Source organism: Flavobacterium sp., from assembly GCF_017985075.1.
In the GTDB taxonomy this organism is placed as follows: domain Bacteria; phylum Bacteroidota; class Bacteroidia; order Flavobacteriales; family Flavobacteriaceae; genus Flavobacterium.
The window spans coordinates 1-18,491 of the sequence record NZ_JAGNYF010000038.1; the positions used below are offsets into that span (position 1 = coordinate 1).

The 18,491-nt window shown below is 31.3% G+C and carries 19 protein-coding genes; 10 read left to right on the plus strand and 9 right to left on the minus strand.

What is annotated here, in order from left to right:
* Together KA468_RS07885 and KA468_RS07890 are read left to right on the plus strand one after the other, a co-directional pair.
* Positions 1-456, plus strand: a 456-nt coding sequence (locus KA468_RS07885; protein ID WP_291242400.1) for a type IX secretion system membrane protein PorP/SprF, incomplete at its 5' end; no start/stop codon positions are given.
* A 47-nt stretch (positions 457-503) separates the two neighbouring features.
* Positions 504-1,019, plus strand: a complete 516-nt coding sequence (locus KA468_RS07890; RefSeq protein WP_291242401.1) for a gamma carbonic anhydrase family protein — start codon at positions 504-506, stop codon at positions 1,017-1,019.
* On the opposite strand, the gene murI is transcribed toward KA468_RS07890, so the two are convergent.
* The 8 genes from murI to KA468_RS07930 form a co-directional block, all read right to left on the minus strand.
* A complete protein-coding gene (murI, locus tag KA468_RS07895) occupies positions 1,016-1,792 on the minus strand; it encodes a glutamate racemase (protein ID WP_291242402.1) in 777 nt (258 codons plus the stop codon). The two genes, KA468_RS07890 and murI, sit on opposite strands and share 4 nt — an antisense overlap.
* A gap of 73 nt (positions 1,793-1,865) precedes the next feature.
* Positions 1,866-2,372, minus strand: coding sequence for an OmpH family outer membrane protein (locus KA468_RS07900; RefSeq protein WP_291242403.1), 507 nt, complete (start codon positions 2,370-2,372; stop codon positions 1,866-1,868).
* A gap of 45 nt (positions 2,373-2,417) precedes the next feature.
* Positions 2,418-3,230, minus strand: a complete 813-nt coding sequence (locus KA468_RS07905) for an OmpH family outer membrane protein (protein ID WP_291242404.1) — start codon at positions 3,228-3,230, stop codon at positions 2,418-2,420.
* A 36-nt stretch (positions 3,231-3,266) separates the two neighbouring features.
* Positions 3,267-5,915: an outer membrane protein assembly factor BamA gene (gene bamA, locus KA468_RS07910; RefSeq protein WP_366933133.1), complete on the minus strand. Its 2,649-nt coding sequence runs from the start codon at positions 5,913-5,915 to the stop codon at positions 3,267-3,269.
* Positions 5,887-6,621 (minus strand): isoprenyl transferase, encoded by a 735-nt coding sequence (locus KA468_RS07915; protein ID WP_291242405.1) that lies wholly within the window; start codon positions 6,619-6,621, stop codon positions 5,887-5,889. Before KA468_RS07915 ends, bamA begins: the two co-directional genes overlap by 29 nt.
* Positions 6,622-7,308 (minus strand): DUF6089 family protein, encoded by a 687-nt coding sequence (locus KA468_RS07920; RefSeq protein WP_291242406.1) that lies wholly within the window; start codon positions 7,306-7,308, stop codon positions 6,622-6,624.
* Between the two features lie 109 nt (positions 7,309-7,417).
* A complete protein-coding gene (locus KA468_RS07925) occupies positions 7,418-8,302 on the minus strand; it encodes an NAD kinase (RefSeq protein ID WP_291242407.1) in 885 nt (294 codons plus the stop codon).
* Between the two features lie 10 nt (positions 8,303-8,312).
* Complete coding sequence (locus KA468_RS07930; RefSeq protein WP_291242408.1) at positions 8,313-8,972, minus strand: CBS domain-containing protein; 660 nt, start codon at positions 8,970-8,972, stop codon at positions 8,313-8,315.
* Between the two features lie 88 nt (positions 8,973-9,060).
* Here KA468_RS07930 and KA468_RS07935 point away from each other — a divergent pair, with 88 nt between their 5' ends.
* The 8 genes from KA468_RS07935 to clpX all read left to right on the plus strand — a co-directional run bounded on the left by KA468_RS07935 (position 9,061) and on the right by clpX (position 17,563).
* Positions 9,061-9,774, plus strand: coding sequence for a pyridoxine 5'-phosphate synthase (locus tag KA468_RS07935; protein ID WP_291242409.1), 714 nt, complete (start codon positions 9,061-9,063; stop codon positions 9,772-9,774).
* 122 nt (positions 9,775-9,896) lie between these two features.
* Complete coding sequence (locus tag KA468_RS07940) at positions 9,897-10,655, plus strand: alpha/beta fold hydrolase (protein ID WP_291242410.1); 759 nt, start codon at positions 9,897-9,899, stop codon at positions 10,653-10,655.
* A 105-nt stretch (positions 10,656-10,760) separates the two neighbouring features.
* Positions 10,761-12,029, plus strand: a complete 1,269-nt coding sequence (locus KA468_RS07945) for an outer membrane protein transport protein (RefSeq protein ID WP_291242411.1) — start codon at positions 10,761-10,763, stop codon at positions 12,027-12,029.
* A gap of 19 nt (positions 12,030-12,048) precedes the next feature.
* On the plus strand, positions 12,049-13,617 hold the full coding sequence (locus KA468_RS07950; protein ID WP_291242412.1) for a G-D-S-L family lipolytic protein: 1,569 nt from the start codon (positions 12,049-12,051) through the stop codon (positions 13,615-13,617).
* 96 nt (positions 13,618-13,713) lie between these two features.
* Positions 13,714-14,061: a phage holin family protein gene (locus KA468_RS07955; RefSeq protein WP_291242413.1), complete on the plus strand. Its 348-nt coding sequence runs from the start codon at positions 13,714-13,716 to the stop codon at positions 14,059-14,061.
* A gap of 90 nt (positions 14,062-14,151) precedes the next feature.
* A complete protein-coding gene (locus tag KA468_RS07960) occupies positions 14,152-15,480 on the plus strand; it encodes a trigger factor (protein WP_291242414.1) in 1,329 nt (442 codons plus the stop codon).
* Between the two features lie 90 nt (positions 15,481-15,570).
* Positions 15,571-16,227 (plus strand): ATP-dependent Clp endopeptidase proteolytic subunit ClpP, encoded by a 657-nt coding sequence (gene clpP, locus KA468_RS07965; RefSeq protein WP_291242415.1) that lies wholly within the window; start codon positions 15,571-15,573, stop codon positions 16,225-16,227.
* A 103-nt stretch (positions 16,228-16,330) separates the two neighbouring features.
* Positions 16,331-17,563, plus strand: a complete 1,233-nt coding sequence (gene clpX / locus KA468_RS07970) for an ATP-dependent Clp protease ATP-binding subunit ClpX (RefSeq protein WP_291242416.1) — start codon at positions 16,331-16,333, stop codon at positions 17,561-17,563.
* Positions 17,564-17,917: 354 nt separating this feature from the next.
* Here the strand turns inward: clpX and KA468_RS07975 are convergent.
* Positions 17,918-18,491 (minus strand): GH3 auxin-responsive promoter family protein (locus KA468_RS07975; RefSeq protein WP_291242417.1); only part of this gene is annotated, 574 nt, incomplete at its 5' end.

Consider the following 18,491-nt stretch of genomic DNA (forward strand, 5'->3'; position numbering starts at 1 on the left):
AGAAGAGAATTATATTTAGCAGGAGTTGAATCTGATAACTTAAGAAAATACTTATGGAGTGCAGGTGCAAATTTTGGAGATACTGATAATATTTCTGTAGAGCCTTCATTTATGTTTCAAGTAACGGAACAAACTGGTGAAAAAGCTATTGATTTAAATGCAAAAGTATATAAAGCAATGGATTTTGGTAATATTTGGGGAGGACTTTCATACAGAACAAGTTTTGAGGGAACACAATACACAAAAGAAAAAGGTGTAGTGAACACTCAAAAATTACAATATATTACGCCTTTTGTAGGTGTTAATTTTAAACAATTTATGTTTGGTTATTCTTATAACCAAGTAATTGGAGATGTTAAATTTGATAATGCAGGATATCATCAATTAACTGTTGGATTAAACTTATTCTGTAAACCAAAAGCATTTGATTGTAACTGTCCAGCAGTTTCAAACTAACATATTTAATCCCGATTTTTCGGGATTTTTTTTTTAAATATTTTTGTATGATTATTAAAGAAGTTAGAGGTAAAAAACCCGCTATTCCAGCTGATTGTTATGTAGCAGAAAATGCAACTATTGTAGGAGATGTTTCTTTTGGAGAAAAGTGTAGTGTGTGGTTTAATGCTGTAATAAGAGGAGATGTAAATTTTATTTCAATAGGAAATAAAGTAAATATTCAAGACGGAGCAGTAATACATTGTACTTATTTAAAACATCCAACTATTATAGGAAATAATGTTTCTATTGGACATAATGCCATTGTTCATGGATGTACCATTCATGATAATGTTTTAGTAGGAATGGGCGCCATAATAATGGATGGCTGTGTGGTTGAAAGTAATTCTATAATAGGAGCGGGGAGTGTAGTCACTCAAAACACGCACATTGAAAGTGGTTTTATTTATGCAGGAATTCCAGCAAAAAAAGTAAAAGCATTGAACACAAGTGATTTTGCAGGCGAAATTGATCGAATTTCTAATAATTACGTAATGTATTCCAGTTGGTTTAAAGAAGACTAAAAAATCATATAATCCACTTTAAATGCAGTGCCAACTAATTCTTGCATTACATCAGGTGGGTTATTAATATAAAAGGAGTGAAATACTTCACTTGAGGAATTATATAAGTTATTCACTTCTAAAATATGTTTAGTTTGTTTAGCAACTGCTTCTCCAGAATCAATAATTTTAATATGATTAGGAATTATTTTTTTTATTTGAGGAATTAAATAGGGATAATGTGTACAACCTAAAACTAGATAATCAATACCTTCAGCAACCATTGGCAGTAAGTAATCTTTTAAAAGTTGTGTCATTTTTTCAGAATGCATTGCACCACTTTCTATAAGTTGAACCAATTCGTAACCAATTTGCTCCACTACTTTTACATCTGAATACAAAGCAACGGTTTGATGAAAAAGGGCACTATTTAAAGTCCCTTGCGTTGCTAAAATTCCAATTTTTTGAGTTTTTGTTTGTAATGCGGCAGGCTTAATAGCGGGTTCAATTCCAATGAACGGAATTTTATAAGTAGCTCTTAATACTTTTATAGCGTTTGTTGTAGCGGTATTACAAGCTACAATTATAATTTTACAATTGTTGTTTAGTAATATCTCGGTATTTTTTATACTTAACTCAATTATTTCTTCCTGACTTTTTTGACCATAAGGTGCGTTTTTACTATCTGCCAAATAAATGGTACTTTCATTTGGTAGAAGTGCGTGTACTTCTTTCCAAATGGATGTGCCTCCTACGCCAGAATCGAAAAGTCCTATTGGGTTTTTGTTACTCATAGAACAAATGTAAAAAAAAACTGCTCAATCTAAAAATAAGATGGAGCAGTTGGAGTATTTTTTTTAAGTTTTATTAGAAACCTAATTCTTTTTTAACATCAGCTAATAAGTCCATTCCATCAGCTAATAAAACACCACTTCCAACAGTAGAGTCTAATACGTATTGAACACCTTTAGCACGAGCTACTTTTTGAATAGCTGCTAATGCTTTTTCTGTTAAAGGTTTTTGTAATTCAATTTGTTTATCTTGTAATGATTTTGATGCATCATCTTGATATTTTTGAATTCTTGTTCCCATGTCTTGCATTTCTTGAGAACGTGTTTGATTTAATAAATCTCCAGCAGTTGCAGCTGCTTCTTGATATTGAGCAGCTTTTGTTTGGTATTCTGCTACTAATTTTTTGTATTCAGTATCATAACCTTCTCTCAATTTTGTTAATTGAGCTTCTGCGGCTTTCATAGCTGGCATAGTAGTCATTAAAGTGCTTACATCAATATGTCCAACTTTAGTTTGAGCTGTTGCAACTTGCGCGCCAAAAAATAGTACTATTGCAATAATTAGAGTTTTAAATTGTTTCATTTTAATTTAATTTAATAAGGGTTATTTAATTTTAGTTATACGTGTTTATTTATTTTCTTTTTTCTTATTTAATAAAGCATCTCTTTTTGCTTTTTGGTCGTCAAGTAATTTCTGACGTGCTTCTGCTCTTTCTTTTAAAAGTGCTGCTCTTTTGTCATCTGCTTCCTTTTTCTTAGCTGCGGCAGCATCTTTACGTTCTTGTAATTTTTTTTCTCTATCGTCTTTTGTGGCTTGTATTGCTTTTTCTTTTTCTAATATTTCAGGATTTTCTTTCGTGTCAAATTCTCTTACATCCTTAGCGTCTTGAATTTTTTGTTGTTTTTTAGATAATTCAACTTTTTTACCAGCTCTTTCTAAAGCTTTTAATACAAAATCACTAATGTCAAATCTTTCTGCTGTGAAAAGCATAGTTAAATCTGATGATTTATCGAAAATAAAATCGAAATTTCTAGCTGCTGCAATGTCTTGTACTACATTAAAAACTTGGTCTTGTATAGGTTTTACTAACGCCGATTTTTGAATCATTAAGTCGCCTTGTGGTCCAAATCGTTTTTGTTGATAATCCAGCATGTCTTTTTCAAGAACGTTTATCTCTTCTTCTTTATCGTTAATTAATTCTTTAGTTAACAACACTTTTTCAGAAGCTAAAGCATCTTTTAATTTTTTTATTTCATTTTTCTTGGTTTCAATTTCTTGCTTCCAAGTTGCTGCTTTTTGTTCCAATTGATTTTTAGCTTCGGCATATTCTGGAACTTTTTCCAAAATATATTCCATATCTATATAACCAATTTTTGTTGTTTTTTGCGCTTGTACTGCAAATAAAACAAAACTAAAAAGTAAAACAAAATATTTTTTCATAATTGTATATGTTAAATTCAACTATCGTGCCAAAATTTAAAATTGTTGTCCAATAATAAAGTGTGTTTGCCAACCACTTTTTACGGTATCTCCTGGTACAGGATCAAATCCGTGAGCAAAATCAATACCTAATAATCCAAAAGCTGGCATAAATACTCTTAATCCTACACCTGCAGCACGTTGTACTTTAAATGGATCAAATGTTTTAAAATTATCAAAGGCAGCACCCGCTTCTAAAAAACTCATAGCATAAATTTTAGCTGATTGTTTCATGGTAATTGGGTATCTTAATTCCATAGAATATTTGTTATATACTGTTCCTCCGTTAGACGAAGATAGTGAATTATTTGGATATCCACGTAATTGTATAACTTCTCTTCCATCTAATGAATAGTTTGCTAAACCGTCGCCACCAACATAAAATCTTTCAAAAGGTACAATTCCTCTGTCTGAATTGTACGCTCCTAAGAAACCAAATTCTGCTCTTGTACGTAAAACGAATTTCTTATATATTTTAGTATACCAATCGCCACTAAATTTAACTTTATAAAATTCCAACCATTTGAAACGTTCTTGATCTACTAAACTTTGGTCGGCAACTCCTTCAGTAAAATTAAATGTGTTACCACCTGTTGCATTAACGTATACTGGCAATACGTTTCCATTTGAATCTGTAGGGAAAACAGTTTTGTTTCTTAATTTATATTCTTCTTTGTTTCCTAAATTAGCATAATCTATACCGTTAAATAATGAATAAGGTAATGAAAATTTAGCTGATACAGAGAAATTTGAACCTCTATCTGGGAAAATTGGATCTAAACCTCTACTATCTCTAGTTAAAGTTGTACTAAAAGCTAAGTTTCTTGATGCACCATTACCAAATGTAAATAGACCTGTGTTGTAATTATTTAAATCGTAATACGAAAAAGACACAGAGTTAGAAATACTGAAATAATCATCTGGCACTTTTAATCGTTTTCCGTAACCTACTGTTAATGTAGAAATATTAAAACTTTTTTCACTCGTTACATTTCTAGTTCTGTAATCGTATAAAAATTGTTTACTGTGCGATATAGATGTAAAGAAACTAATTGGTTTTTTGCCTCCCAACCAAGGTTCAGTGAATGACAAACTATATACTTGAAATCCTTGACTGGCTTGTAAACGTAATGACATTTTTTGACCATCACCCATTGGTAAAGGTTGGTATGCCTTTTTATTGAAAATATTTTTTAAAGAAAAATTATTAAATGATAAACCTAGAGTTCCAATGAAACCTCCGGCGCCATACCCTCCTTGTAATTCTACTTGACTTGAACCTTTTTCCACAACGGTCCAGTCTAAATCTACTGTTCCAGCAGCTGGATCCATATTTACAGGCTCTGGACGAATGGCTTCAGCATCAAAGAATCCTAATTGCCCTAATTCTCTAACAGAACGAATAACTAAATCTTTATTCCATTTTTCACCTGGTCTAGTTCTTAGTTCTCTGTAAATTACTTTGTCGTTGGTTTTGTCGTTTCCTTTAACTGTAATATTATTAAAATACGCAATTGGACCTTCCGTTATTCTAATTTCAAAATCGATTGTGTCGTTTTCAGTTTTTACTTCAACGGGGTTGATGTTTGACCACAAATATCCATTGTTTTGATATAAATTAGTAACATCTTCTGCGTCTGGAGAAGTTTTGTCGGCAATTCTTTTTTCTAACATAACACCATTGTAAATTTCACCTCTTTTAATTCCTAAGATGGAATTTAGAGCTTGATCAGAATACACGGTATTTCCTAAAAATCTAATATCTCCAAAGTAATATTTTCTTCCTTCTTCAATATTTACATCAATGTTAATTTTATTTTTTTCTTTATCATAGACTACATTTTCGCTAACTACTCTTGCGTCTCTATATCCTTTTTCTTTGTATTTTGTAATAACTGACTCTAAATCCTCTTTGTATTTGTCCTTAACAAATTTAGAAGATTTAAAAATTCTATAAATCTTTTTTTCTTTTGTATTTTTAAATGATTTTTTTAGTTTTTTATCAACTAATTGTTCATTTCCTACAAAATTAATTGCACTAATTTTTACTTTCTCTCCTTTATCAATAAAAACAACCATATCTACTTTTGTATTTGTAGAATCGGCTAAAGTATTTATAGTAACTTTTGTGTTAAAATATCCGTCTTTTTTAAACTTATTTTCAATATAATTTTTGGTATTTGTAAGTAAGTTGTCATTTACAATTTTACCTTTGCTTAACTCGGTTTCTTTAACGATGTCTTCTCTTTTACCTTTTTTTACTCCTTTAATTTTTATATCATTAAGTTTTGGTAATTCGTATAATTCTAACTCAAGGAAAATTGATTCTCCTTCAATTTTTTTGACATAAAAGTTTACGTCATTAAAAAGGCCTAATTTCCAAAGTTTGGTAATGGCTAAACTAATTTCTTCTCCTGGAATTCTGATTTTACTACCAATTTCAAGTCCAGTAAATGTAATTACAGTTTGCTCATTGAAAGAAACTTTTCCGGTAACTTCAACTCCAGAAAGTGTATATTCTTTTCCTTTTTCTAAGGTTGTTTCTTGAGCATTTATTGTATTTCCTATTAATAATAGGATAAATAAAAATAGTATTCTGTTTTTAAACATTGTCAATTTATCTAATTTGTTCGCTAGTTTTTCCAAATCTTCTTTCTCTTTTTTGATAACTTAATAATGCCTTATGCAGTTCTTCTTCACTGAAGTCCGGCCAAAGCACGTCTGTAAAATAAAATTCAGCATAAGCAATTTGCCATAAAAGGAAATTACTTATCCTGTGTTCACCACTTGTTCTTATCACTAAGTCAACATCTGGTATATTCTGTGTGTAAAGATGCTGATTTATAATTGATTCATCAATAGCATCTACTGAAATTATATTATTTTTAACTTTTTCCGAAATTATTTTAACAGCATTTATGATTTCATCTCTTGCGCCATAACTTAATGCTAAAGTTAAAGTCATTCTACTGTTTGTCTGTGTTTTTTCAATAACTTCAACTAATTCTTTTCTAACTCCCGACGGTAAACTGTCTAAATTTCCAATCGCATTTAGTTTGATGTTATTGTTTTGTAATGTTTTTAATTCTTTTTTTAACGCGCTAACTAATAATTTCATTAACGTGTCTACTTCTATTTTTGGACGATTCCAATTTTCTGTTGAAAAAGCATAAAGCGTTAAAAATTCAATACCTAATTTGGCGCAATTTTCAACGGTTTGTTTCACAGATTTAGTCCCTTTTTCATGACCAAATACGCGAAGCATTCCTTGTTTTTTTGCCCAACGTCCATTGCCGTCCATAATGATGGCCAAATGTTTTGGTAAATTATTTTTATCTATCTCTTTTTCCATCTATTTATGTGCACAAAAGCATGGGTTTTTACCAAATGTGTAAGTAAGCGTAAACCCAGTAAAAATATACCAGTCTTTATTGTTTAAATTTCCGAATTTTAATGTTTCGAAATTTTTATTTTTAGGATTACTTCCGTCTAAATTATCAGTAAATGTATATCTTGCGCCACTTTCTAATCCAATAACTAATTGATTTGTTAGTTTTGATTTTATTCCAAAAACCATTGGTATGGCTAACGAATAATGTTGATAATCTGTTTTGCTTTCCGTACCAATAACATAAATTTCATCGTAAACAAATGCTGAAATTCCTGAATATACATAAGGTGTAAACGCATAATCAGATTGGTGCAAATCAAAATCCAAAAAATTAAATTCTAAACCCGCTGAAATTTCTTTAATATTATTTTTAATTTCGAAACCTCGATATTTTCTATTTGGGGCATTACTTTCTATATCTTTTGCTGTTATTGATGCCATTTTATATGAAAAACGCCAAGAATGTCTCGTGCTTTTATTCCACTTATATAAAACACCAAACGCCATATCATCTGGCGACAAATAGGTTGATTTTCCTACATCTCCAATATAATTACTTCCGCCTACAAAAACACCTAATTCGTGTATTTGCCCGAATGAAGTGATGCAGAATAATAGTCCTGTAATATTTAATAAAAATCTTTTCATTTTTTTAATAGTTTGCAAATATAATAATATTGATGTACTAACCATCTTAAACCAAGCTTTTTTGATGATTAACTTCATATTATAACGTAAAAAAATGAAAATTCGTGTGTTAATTCCTTTTGTCTTCTCCCCAAAGTAGTTTTTTACGAATTGTTCTTAAGAATCCTTCTTCTGGAAATTCGATAATTGAAATATGAAAATCTGATTTTTTAACAGTTAAAGTAGTTTCGTTGGAAACAGAAGTTATTCTGGAGTCTAATGATACCAAATACTGTTCTTCTCTTCCTTTTATTTTTAAAGTTAATTCAGAATCGTCAGGAATAATTAAAGGTCTAGCCGTTAAATTATGCGGTGCAATAGGTGTAATTACAAAACAATTGGATGTGGGCATAATTACAGGCCCTCCACAACTAAGCGAATACCCTGTAGATCCTGTTGGAGTGGAAATAATTAAACCGTCTGCCCAATACGAATTTAGATATTCATTATTAATATAGGTTTCAATCGTAATCATCGAAGTGGTGTCTTTTCGGGAAACTGTAATTTCGTTTAATGCAAAATTAATGTCTTCTAAATCAACATTTTCAGGATGTGCGTGTAAACTAACTAAAGTTCTTTTCGAAATACAAAAATCATTTGCCACCACACGTGTTAAAAGTTTTTCGATATTTTCTTCCTGAATAGTTGCTAAAAACCCCAATCTTCCTGCGTTAATTCCTATAATTGGTAAATTGTAGTTTCTTACAAAAGTGGCAGCTCGTAAAATAGTTCCATCGCCACCAATACTAATTAAATAATCAAAATTATCTTTCAAACATTCGTGAGAATCAAATGTGCTATATTCAGATAACGACACCTCATTTTCAATTAATTTGTCGTAAAAAATTTTATAAAAACAAATTTCAATATTATTCTGCTCTAAAAAAGCCACTACTTTTTCTACTATAGAATGGGTGTTGTTTTGATAATATTGACCAAATACAGCTATTTTCATTTGTGAATTTTTATATATTTAAATATTTGTTTAAATAATCCGAGCGATCTTTTAAATCGGCAAGGTAAGCATCTTCTTCATGTTCGGATAAAATAGTATAATTGTACCTTCTAAATGTTTGAATGATTTCGTTAAAATTACTTTGCGAAATTTTTAATGTTATTTCGGTTTTTGTTGCTGAATTATTTGAGATAAAAACGCCTAATATTTTAGCATCGTTACTTTCTACAATTTGACAAATTTGACTAAATGAAAAATCGGCAGTTTCTTTTTCGACAACAATGGTACTTCCGTCTTCTTTTACAAATGTGGTTTCGTTAAAAAAATGAAGCACATCGTCAAGTTCATAAAAACCTAAATAATTATTTTTATCGTCTAAAACCGGTAAAAGATTGGTGTGATTTTTTGAAAATTCTTCTAAAACATCAAACCAATTCATGTCGTTTCGAACAAAAAAACGAGTTAAATTATATTTATGGACATCTATGCTATCTGTACTTAAAAAAATATCAGCATCTTCTTTTGCTATTGATCCTAAAAAAACATTTTGTTCTAAAATTGGAAAATGAGAATAATCTAAATCTAAGAATAAATCTGAGGCATCAGCTACAGTAGCACTAACTTGTAACGCTTTATATTGATTGTTTATAAAATCTGTAATTTTATCCATGTATCTAAGTTCAAAACTATTGCAAATTAAGTAAAAAATACAAAATAGTCTATTTTTGTTTGTAATTTTGTACAAATTTAATTCAATTATGACAAAGTTATCGGTTAATATTAATAAAATTGCAACCCTAAGAAATGCTCGAGGTGGAAATGTTCCTGATTTGTTGCAAGTAGCAAAAGATATTCAAAAATTTGGAGCCCATGGTATTACCATTCATCCGCGTCCAGATGAGCGACATATTACCTATCAAGATGCAAGAGATTTAAAAAATGTTGTCTACACAGAATATAATATAGAAGGTAATCCGCAACATAATTTTATTGATTTAGTTTTAGAATGCAAACCCGATCAGGTAACTTTAGTTCCGGATGCTATTGGGGCAATTACTTCAAATGCAGGTTGGGACACTATAAAACATAAGGATTATCTTACGGAAGTCATACAAGAATTTCAACGTAATGGAATTAGAACATCTATATTTGTTGACGCCAATGGAAGTATGGTTGAAGGTGCTAAAAAAACAGGTGCAGATAGAATTGAATTATATACAGAAAGTTTTGCTCATCAATACGGTTTAGGAAATCATTCAGCAATTGAGCCATTTGTGAAAGCTGCCATCAGAGCAAATGAATTAAATTTAGGTATTAATGCAGGGCACGACTTAAGTTTAGATAATATTAAATTTTTCAAAGACAACATTCCAAATTTATTAGAAGTATCCATTGGTCATGCTCTGATTTCGGAATCTTTATATCTTGGATTAGATAACGTAGTGAATATGTATTTGAATAAGTTGAAGTAAAAAGTGGCTTCGAGTGCTTTAGTCAACGGTAACTTCGAGTACCTCAGTCACCGTTGGCTGAGGCACTCGAAGCCAACTATATAAATTAGGAACCTTATATCAAATAAAATTTAACCAAAAAAATGTTATACTCAAAAATAGAAGGCGAAGGAAAGCCGTTTATAATTATTCATGGATTTTTAGGCATGTCTGATAATTGGAAAACGTTGGGTTTGCAATTTGCGCAATTGGGTTTTCAAATTCATTTGTTAGATATGCGAAATCATGGTAAAAGTTTTCATTCAGATGAGTTTAATTATGAAATCATGGTGGAAGATGTAAAATCCTACATCGATTTTCACCAATTACAACAAGTAACGCTATTAGGGCATTCAATGGGCGGAAAAATTGCCATGTTATTTGCGACCCTTTATCCAGAATATGTTGAAAAATTAATTATTGCTGATATTGGCCCAAAATATTACGCGCCACATCATCAAAGCATTTTAGAAGCATTAAATGCAGTTGATTTTTCAAAAAAACCAAGTAGAAGTGAAGTTGATGAAATTATTTCAAAATACATTTCAGATTTTGGCACGAAACAATTCTTGTTAAAAAACTTATATTGGGAAACTCCAGATCAATTGGCTTTTCGATTTAATTTACTTGTTTTTAATGAGAAAATATCTGAAATTGGCACGGCGCTTCCATTTGAAAATCATTTTGATAAGCCCGTTTTGTTTCTTCGAGGCGATAAGTCGGATTATATTTTAGATTCGGATTTTGAAACAATTTTACATCATTTCCCATCAGCTGTTATAAAAACAATACAAAATGCAGGGCATTGGTTACACGCTGAAAATCCTACTGCATTTTATTCTGAAGTTGAAAAATTTGTATAACGAATATTATGTATGCATAATATTTTTGTTAAAAAAATTGTCAATTTCATAAATAATGTTAATTTTGAATAAAATATAAAAATAAATACTAACTAAATTTTAATTATGAGAAAATTATTTTCTTTATCATTACTAACCTTGGCTTCTGTGTCTATGTTTGCAGGAGGGTATAGAGTTTCTATTCAAGGTCAGAAACAATTGGCAATGGGACATACCGGAGTAGCAGTTGTTAATAGTGCAGAGGTGGCGTTTTTTAACCCTGCAGGAATGTCATTCTTAGACAAAAAATTCAACTTATCAGTAGGTGGAAATGCTTTAATGGCAAAAACAAGATTTCAAAGTTCAAAATTTAATCAAACGGCAGCAACAGATAATATGGGTACTCCTTTTAGTATATATGCTACGTACAAAATTAGCGAATGGGTATCTGCAGGTTTAGCAATATATACACCTTATGGTTCTTCTGTAGCTTGGGATCAAGACTGGGCAGGAGCGCATTTAGTAAACAATATTGATTTATCAGCGATATTTATTCAACCAACTATTTCGTTTAGAGTAGGGGATGTTTTTAGTATTGGTGGGGGACCAATTTTGGTACAAGGAAGTGTTAACTTCAACAGAAATTTAACGCCAAACCCTCTTTTATCTAATAATGGAAGTGGAACGGATGTTACTTTAGATGCAAAAGGAATTACAGCATCAGGATACAATGTAGGTATGATGTTTAAATTATCTAAAAAAGTAACTTTAGGTATGGATTATCGTTCTGAAATTATTATGCAAGCAAGAGGTGGTTCTGCAAAATTTGCAGATGTACCAACTATCGCTTCAGGAACATTTAGAGATACTTATTTTAGTGCAGATTTACCTTTACCAGCAGAATTTACCACTGGTATTTCATACAAAGCTTCTGATAAATGGTTATTTGCATTCGATTATAACTACACAAAATGGAGTGTATACAAATCTTTAGATGTTGATTTTGATAGCGCATTGCCAACTTCAAAAAATCTAAGAAATTATAAAGATGTAAGTGCTTATCGTTTTGGAGCACAATACAAAGCTTCTGAAAAATTAACAGTTAGAGGTGGATACTATATTGATGAAAGTCCAGTTCAACAAGGCTATTTTGCACCAGAAACACCCCGTAATGATTCTGTAGGATACACAGGAGGATTCACGTATCAAATAAACAGTAAATTAGGAATTGACATGTCATTCTTATACTTACATTTTGATGAAGTTAATAATTCTTATGATTATTTTGACGATCCAACAACTGGTCCTTCAAATTCACCTCAATATTCTACTTTCGGAGGTACCTATAAATCATCTGTATTTTCTCCAGGTATTGGTATAACTTACGGTTTCTAATTTAAAATATATTCAAAAAATGAAAAATAAATTTATAATAGTAGCAACTTTAGCAATTGGATTTGCTAGTTGTGAACCAGAATTTGAAAATGAAGTGAATGCCGCTTATTCTTCTGGTGAAGCAGATTTTACAACATATGTAGCTGTTGGTAATTCACTTACAGCTGGTTACATGGATGGAACCGTTTCTAGAGTAGGACAAACCTATTCTTACCCAAATTTATTAGCACAACAATTCGCTTTAGTGGGTGGTGGTGCTTTTACGCAGCCTTCTTTTGAAGATGATACATATAATAGAGGTGGAATTTTGGGAGTTCCAGGTTTTGGAAATAGATTAGTTATAGATGCGTCTCAAAATAGACCAGAACCAATTGCAGGAGCATCAACAATTACTTTGACTCCTCAAGCTAAGGCCTTTAACAATATGGGAGTACCTGGTGCAAAGTCATTTCATTTACTAGCTGCAGGTTATGGTAATGTTGCAAATTTACCAAATGCTAATCCTTATTTTATTCGTCATGCATCAACTCCTAATGCTACAGTATTAGCAGATGCAATGTCAAAAAACCCAACGTTTTTTACTAACTGGATTGGTTCAAACGATGTGTTAGCGTATGCTACTGCAGGTGGTGCCCAAGCAGATGGTGTAACACCAGCAGCAGATCATAATGTAACTGGAAATTTAAATCCAGCTACTTATGGGTTTAATGATATTACAAATAGTGGTGTTTTCAATAATGTGTATACTAACATTATTAACACGTTAACAGTAAACGGAGCAAAAGGGGTGGTATGTACGATTCCTAGTGTAACCTCTATTCCTTATTTTACTACTGTGCCAGTTAAAGCTTTACCGGCAGAAGCTACTTCTGGAAATGCAACGGCAATTGGTTTATATCAGTTTTTAGCTGCAGTTTCTGGCGGAAGAATTTCTCCATTAAGTACTGCTGCAGGAACAAAAAATCCAGTATTAATTAAAGATGAATCACTAACTGACATAGGTTCAACAATTCAAGCAGCAGCAGCTTCTACACCTTTTGCTCCTTATGCATCTGTTTTAGGTGCTTTATACGGACAAGCTCGTCACGCTAAATATAATGTTAATAATCCTAATGATCCAACAAATGATTTAATTGTATTACCAGCAAGTTCAATAATTGGACAACCTAACCCAGCTGGAACTGCTCCTTTTAATGTAAATGGTGTAACTTTACCGTTAGCTAACAAATGGGTCTTAACTTCAACTGAAAAAGCAAAAGTTGCCGCGGCTACTGCAGCGTATAACAACTCAATTGTAGCAATTGCAGCTACTAAAAATTTAGCTGTAGCGGATATGAATGCTGTTATGAATCAATTAGTTTCTGGTTTACAAGTTGAAACTAATTCAATTTATACTGCTAACTATTTTAGTGGTTCAGGGACAGAAGGTCAAGTCTTATTTTCTTTAGATGGTGTACATCCAAATGCACGTGGTTATGCGGTAATTGCTAATGAAATTATCAAAACAATCAACGCAAAATACAAATCAAATTTACCATTACACAACCCTACTTATTTCCCAGGTATTAATATTTTACCAACGAACTAAGTTAGTTTTTAAATAATTTCTAAATAGGCATCATTTTGGTGCCTATTTTTTTATATTTACACCTTAAAGAAAAATGTATAAATCAATTGTATAAAAATGAAAAATTACCTTATCAAATTACTTATTTCAACGCTATTAATACTTGTTATTTCGTATTTTCTAAAAATTGAAATCACCAATTATTCTGCAGCAGTATTTATGGCGGTGGCTTTATCATTTTTAAACACCTTTTTAAAACCTATTTTAAAAATACTTGCCATTCCAGTAACAATTATGTCTTTGGGTTTGTTTTTATTGGTTATTAATGCCAGTATTGTAAAAATAGCTGATTATTTAATTGATGGTATTGCTATGACATTCTTACAAGCACTAGTTTTTAGTGTGCTACTTTCGGTAAGTCAATATATATTAAATAAAATTTTCACAGAAAAAAACAATAAGTAGTTGTAAAATTCTGTAAATTAAAAACTTGTATGGGTTGCAAAAATTATATAATTTTGCAACCCATATTTATACTTCAAAAAATCAATAAAAATGAACATTAGAAAAGAACACATTGACGCATTAAACGCCGTTGTAAAAATTACAATTGGTAAATATGAATATACTGAAAAAATTGAAAATTTTTTAGAAGTAAAAAGAAAAACAGCTACATTACCAGGTTTTAGAAAAGGTAAAACACCGATGGATGTGGTGAGAAAACAGTTTGAAAAACCAGCAATTATTGAAGAGGTTACTGCTTTGGTAAACAAAGGGTTAAAAGATTATATTGCAAAGGAAAAATTAGACTTGTTAGGTAATGCTTTACCTCGTATAGATGAAAATTTTGATTGGAAAGCAGACGAATTGGTTTTTGAATACGAATTAGGAATTGCACCAGAATTCTCTGTAGATTTAGCAAGAGCTGCTGGCGTAACGAGATATAAAATTATTGCAGACGATACCTTATTAAACGAGCAAGTTGAAAGAATTCAAAAGCAATACGGTAAAATTTTAACGGAAACTGAAGTTAAAAAAGGTTTTGAAATAAACGGTACGTTTTCAAACGAAGAAAAAAATATCAGTAACCAAGCTTTAATTAGTTTAGATGTTTTTGCAGATGCTAAAACGGGTAAACAATTTATTGGAAAAAAAGTTGGCGATGTTGTTACGTTAAAAACGAAAGGTTTGTTTAATGACGACCACCAATTAATGGATTATTTGAAAGTAGCTCACGATGACGTTCACGGTTTAGATATCGAAGTTAATTTTACTATTGATGCCATTCAATCTATTGAAAAAGCGGAAATTAATGACGAATTATTTGCAAAATTATTTCCAAACGGAGAAGTAACTACTTTAGAGGGTTTAAAAGCTAGAATTAAAGAAGATGCGGAACAACAATTCGTGCAGCAAGCAGATCAACAGTTTTTAAATGATGTAACAGAAGCGTTATTAGAAACTACTCAATTTGATTTACCAGAAACTTTCTTAAAAAAATGGATCCAAACTATTGGCGAAACACCTTTAACTCCTGAACAAGCAGAAGCTGAATTTGCAAAATCAGAAAGAGGATTACGTTACCAATTAATCGAATCTAAAATATTTATTCAACATAATTTACAAGTTAGATTTGAAGAATTAAAAGATTTTACTTCAGGATTAATCAGACAACAAATGGCACAATTTGGTCAAGCCAATGCAACAGATGCAGAAGTAGACGGAATTGTTTCAAGAGTCATGTCAAATCAAGAAGAAATTAAACGTATATCAGACCAAGTTTTGAGTTTAAAAATGATCGACTTGTACAAAACAAGTGTAAAAGCTACTGAAAAAGAAGTGAACTACCAAGATTTTGTTAAAGCTTCGTATGGTGAAATATAATATTCACAAAAATTAGTATATTTGAACGTCAAATCATTTTGGTTTGACGTTTTTATATTTAAAATCATAACCTTTTAAATACAATTTAAAATGAACTACGGAAAAGAATTTAAAAAATTTGCCACAAAAAAACACGGAGTAAACAGTTTGTATTACGATAAATTAGTAGGCAGTTTAACACCATATATTATTGAAGAACGCCAATTAAATATCTCACAATTAGACGTGTTTTCTCGTTTAATGATGGATAGAATCATCTTTATGGGAACCGGTGTTGACGATTATATGGCAAATATTATACAAGCACAATTATTGTTTTTAGAAAGTGTAGATGCTTCTAAAGATATTCAAATTTATATCAATTCGCCAGGTGGAAGTGTTTATGCAGGATTAGGTATTTACGATACTATGCAATACATTAAACCTGATGTAGCGACAATTTGCACAGGAATGGCGGCTTCTATGGGAGCGGTTTTATTGTGTGCAGGTGCAGAAGGAAAACGTTCGGCATTACCTCATTCTCGTGTAATGATTCACCAACCTTCTGGAGGTGCTTCTGGTGTAGCAACGGATATGGAAATTAACTTAAGAGAAATGTTGAAATTGAAAGATGAATTGTATCAAATTATTTCATCACATTCAAAACAACCTATTGAAAAAGTATTTAAAGATAGCGAACGCGACTATTGGATGATTGCTGATGAAGCAAAAGAATACGGAATGATTGATGAAGTATTGAGAAGATAATGAATAGGTTATAGGTATAAGGTTTTAGGTAAAGGGTAAACACATCATTAAAGTTGTTACCCAACACCCAACACCCAACACCCAACACCCAACACCCAAAATAATGGCAAAAGAAGTATTAGAATGTTCGTTTTGTGGTAGAAAAAAGCCAGAAACAAGTTTATTAATCGCAGGTATTGATTCGCATATTTGCGAAAAATGTATAGAGCAAGCACACGGAATAGTAGTAGAAGAGCTAAAAGGAACAACAGATTCTGAAGCTTTTGGCGATTTAATATTGCGTAAACCAAAAGAAATAAATGCCTTTTTAAACGAATATGTAATTGGGCAAGAACAAACCAAAAAAGTATTAAGCGTTGCTGTATATAATCACTACAAAAGATTGTCTCAAAAAGTTACAGACGACGATGTAGAAATTGAAAAGAGTAATATTTTAATCGTAGGACAAACCGGAACAGGAAAAACATTAGTAGCAAAAACTATTGCAAAAATGTTAAACGTTCCTTTAGCGATTGTAGATGCCACTATTTTAACTGAAGCAGGTTATGTAGGTGAGGATGTAGAAAGTATCTTAACCCGTTTGCTTCAAGCTGCTGATTACGATGTGGCTAAAGCCGAAAGAGGTATTGTTTTTATTGACGAAATTGACAAAATTGCTCGTAAAAGTGACAATCCGTCTATTACAAGAGATGTCTCTGGAGAAGGTGTGCAACAAGCATTACTAAAACTATTAGAAGGCTCTATAGTAAACGTGCCTCCAAAAGGAGGTAGAAAACATCCCGACCAAAAATTTGTTGAGGTGAATACACAAAATATTTTATTTATTGCAGGTGGTGCTTTTGATGGTGTGGAACGTATTATTTCAAAACGGTTGAACCGACAAGCGATGGGATTTAGCGCTTCTAAAGAATTAGATAAAGTAGATGCCGATAATTTATTGCAATATATTATTCCACGTGATGTAAAAGAATTTGGTTTAATTCCTGAAATAATTGGGCGTATGCCTGTTTTATCGCATATGGATCCATTGGATGCAAAAACGTTACGTGCCATTTTAACAGAGCCAAAAAACGCTTTAATTAAGCAATATCAAAAATTATTTGAAATGGATGAAGTTGCTTTTACTATTGACGATGATGCTTTAGATTTCATTGTAGAAAAAGCGTTGGAATATAAATTAGGTGCTCGTGGATTGCGTAGTTTATGTGAAGCCATTTTAACCGATGCGATGTACGAATTACCAAGCTCGGAAGACAAAGTATTACAAGTAACTAAAACCTATGCGGAAAATACATTAAGCAAAAATTTATTGAAACGCTTGGAAATTGCTTCGTAAACTTTAAACTCAGTATAAAAAAATAAAGCTCAAAAATGTATGTTTTTGAGCTTTATTTGTTTCCAGTACAAGGTACATTATGTGCCTTTTATATTTTCTGAAAATAGATTAGTTGAAATTTTCTACCGATATTTTTTAAAAACCCTACACCATAATTTTAAATAAACCCGATACTAAAATCATTTTCTATTGATTACTTTTATAAAAGATGTATAACTATTACACAAAAGATGTACAACTTTTACCTGAAAGATGTACATCTTTTTCTTGAAAGATATACATCTTTTTGATAACTTAACCTTTCAAATATATTTTTTACTAAGGTAGTTTTACTTTTTTTAAACGGTTAAATAGTTACATGGCTTTCAATTCTTCCAAATAGTCTCTTAAATTAGATAGTCTTGGAATTTTGTGTTGGCCGCCTAATTTATCTTTCTTTTTCAGCCAATCGTAAAATAAATGTTCTCTAGCTACATTTAATACCAGTGGGTTTAACGTCATATTATTAAATCGTTTGGCTTCGTAATCGGAATTTATGTGTTGTATGTTTTTATCTAAAAGTGCTGAAAAATTTGCCATATTATCTGGATGTTTTTTAAATTCAATCATCCATTCGTGGGCACCTTTTTCTTTTCCATTCATAAAAATCGGTGCAACGGTATAATCTACCACTTCGCAATGTAAGGTTTCGCAAGTTTTTGCTAAAGCCACATCCGTGTTCTCAACCATTAGTTCTTCTCCAAACACGTTAATATGGTGTTTGGTTCTGCCGGTAACTTTAATACGAAACGGTTGTAAGGAAGTAAATCGAATGGTATCGCCAATTAAATATCGCCATAAACCCGAATTGGTCGTAATGACTAAAGCATAATTTTTATGAAGTTCCACTTCGCTTAGCGGAATCACTTTTTGGTTTTCTTTTCCAAAG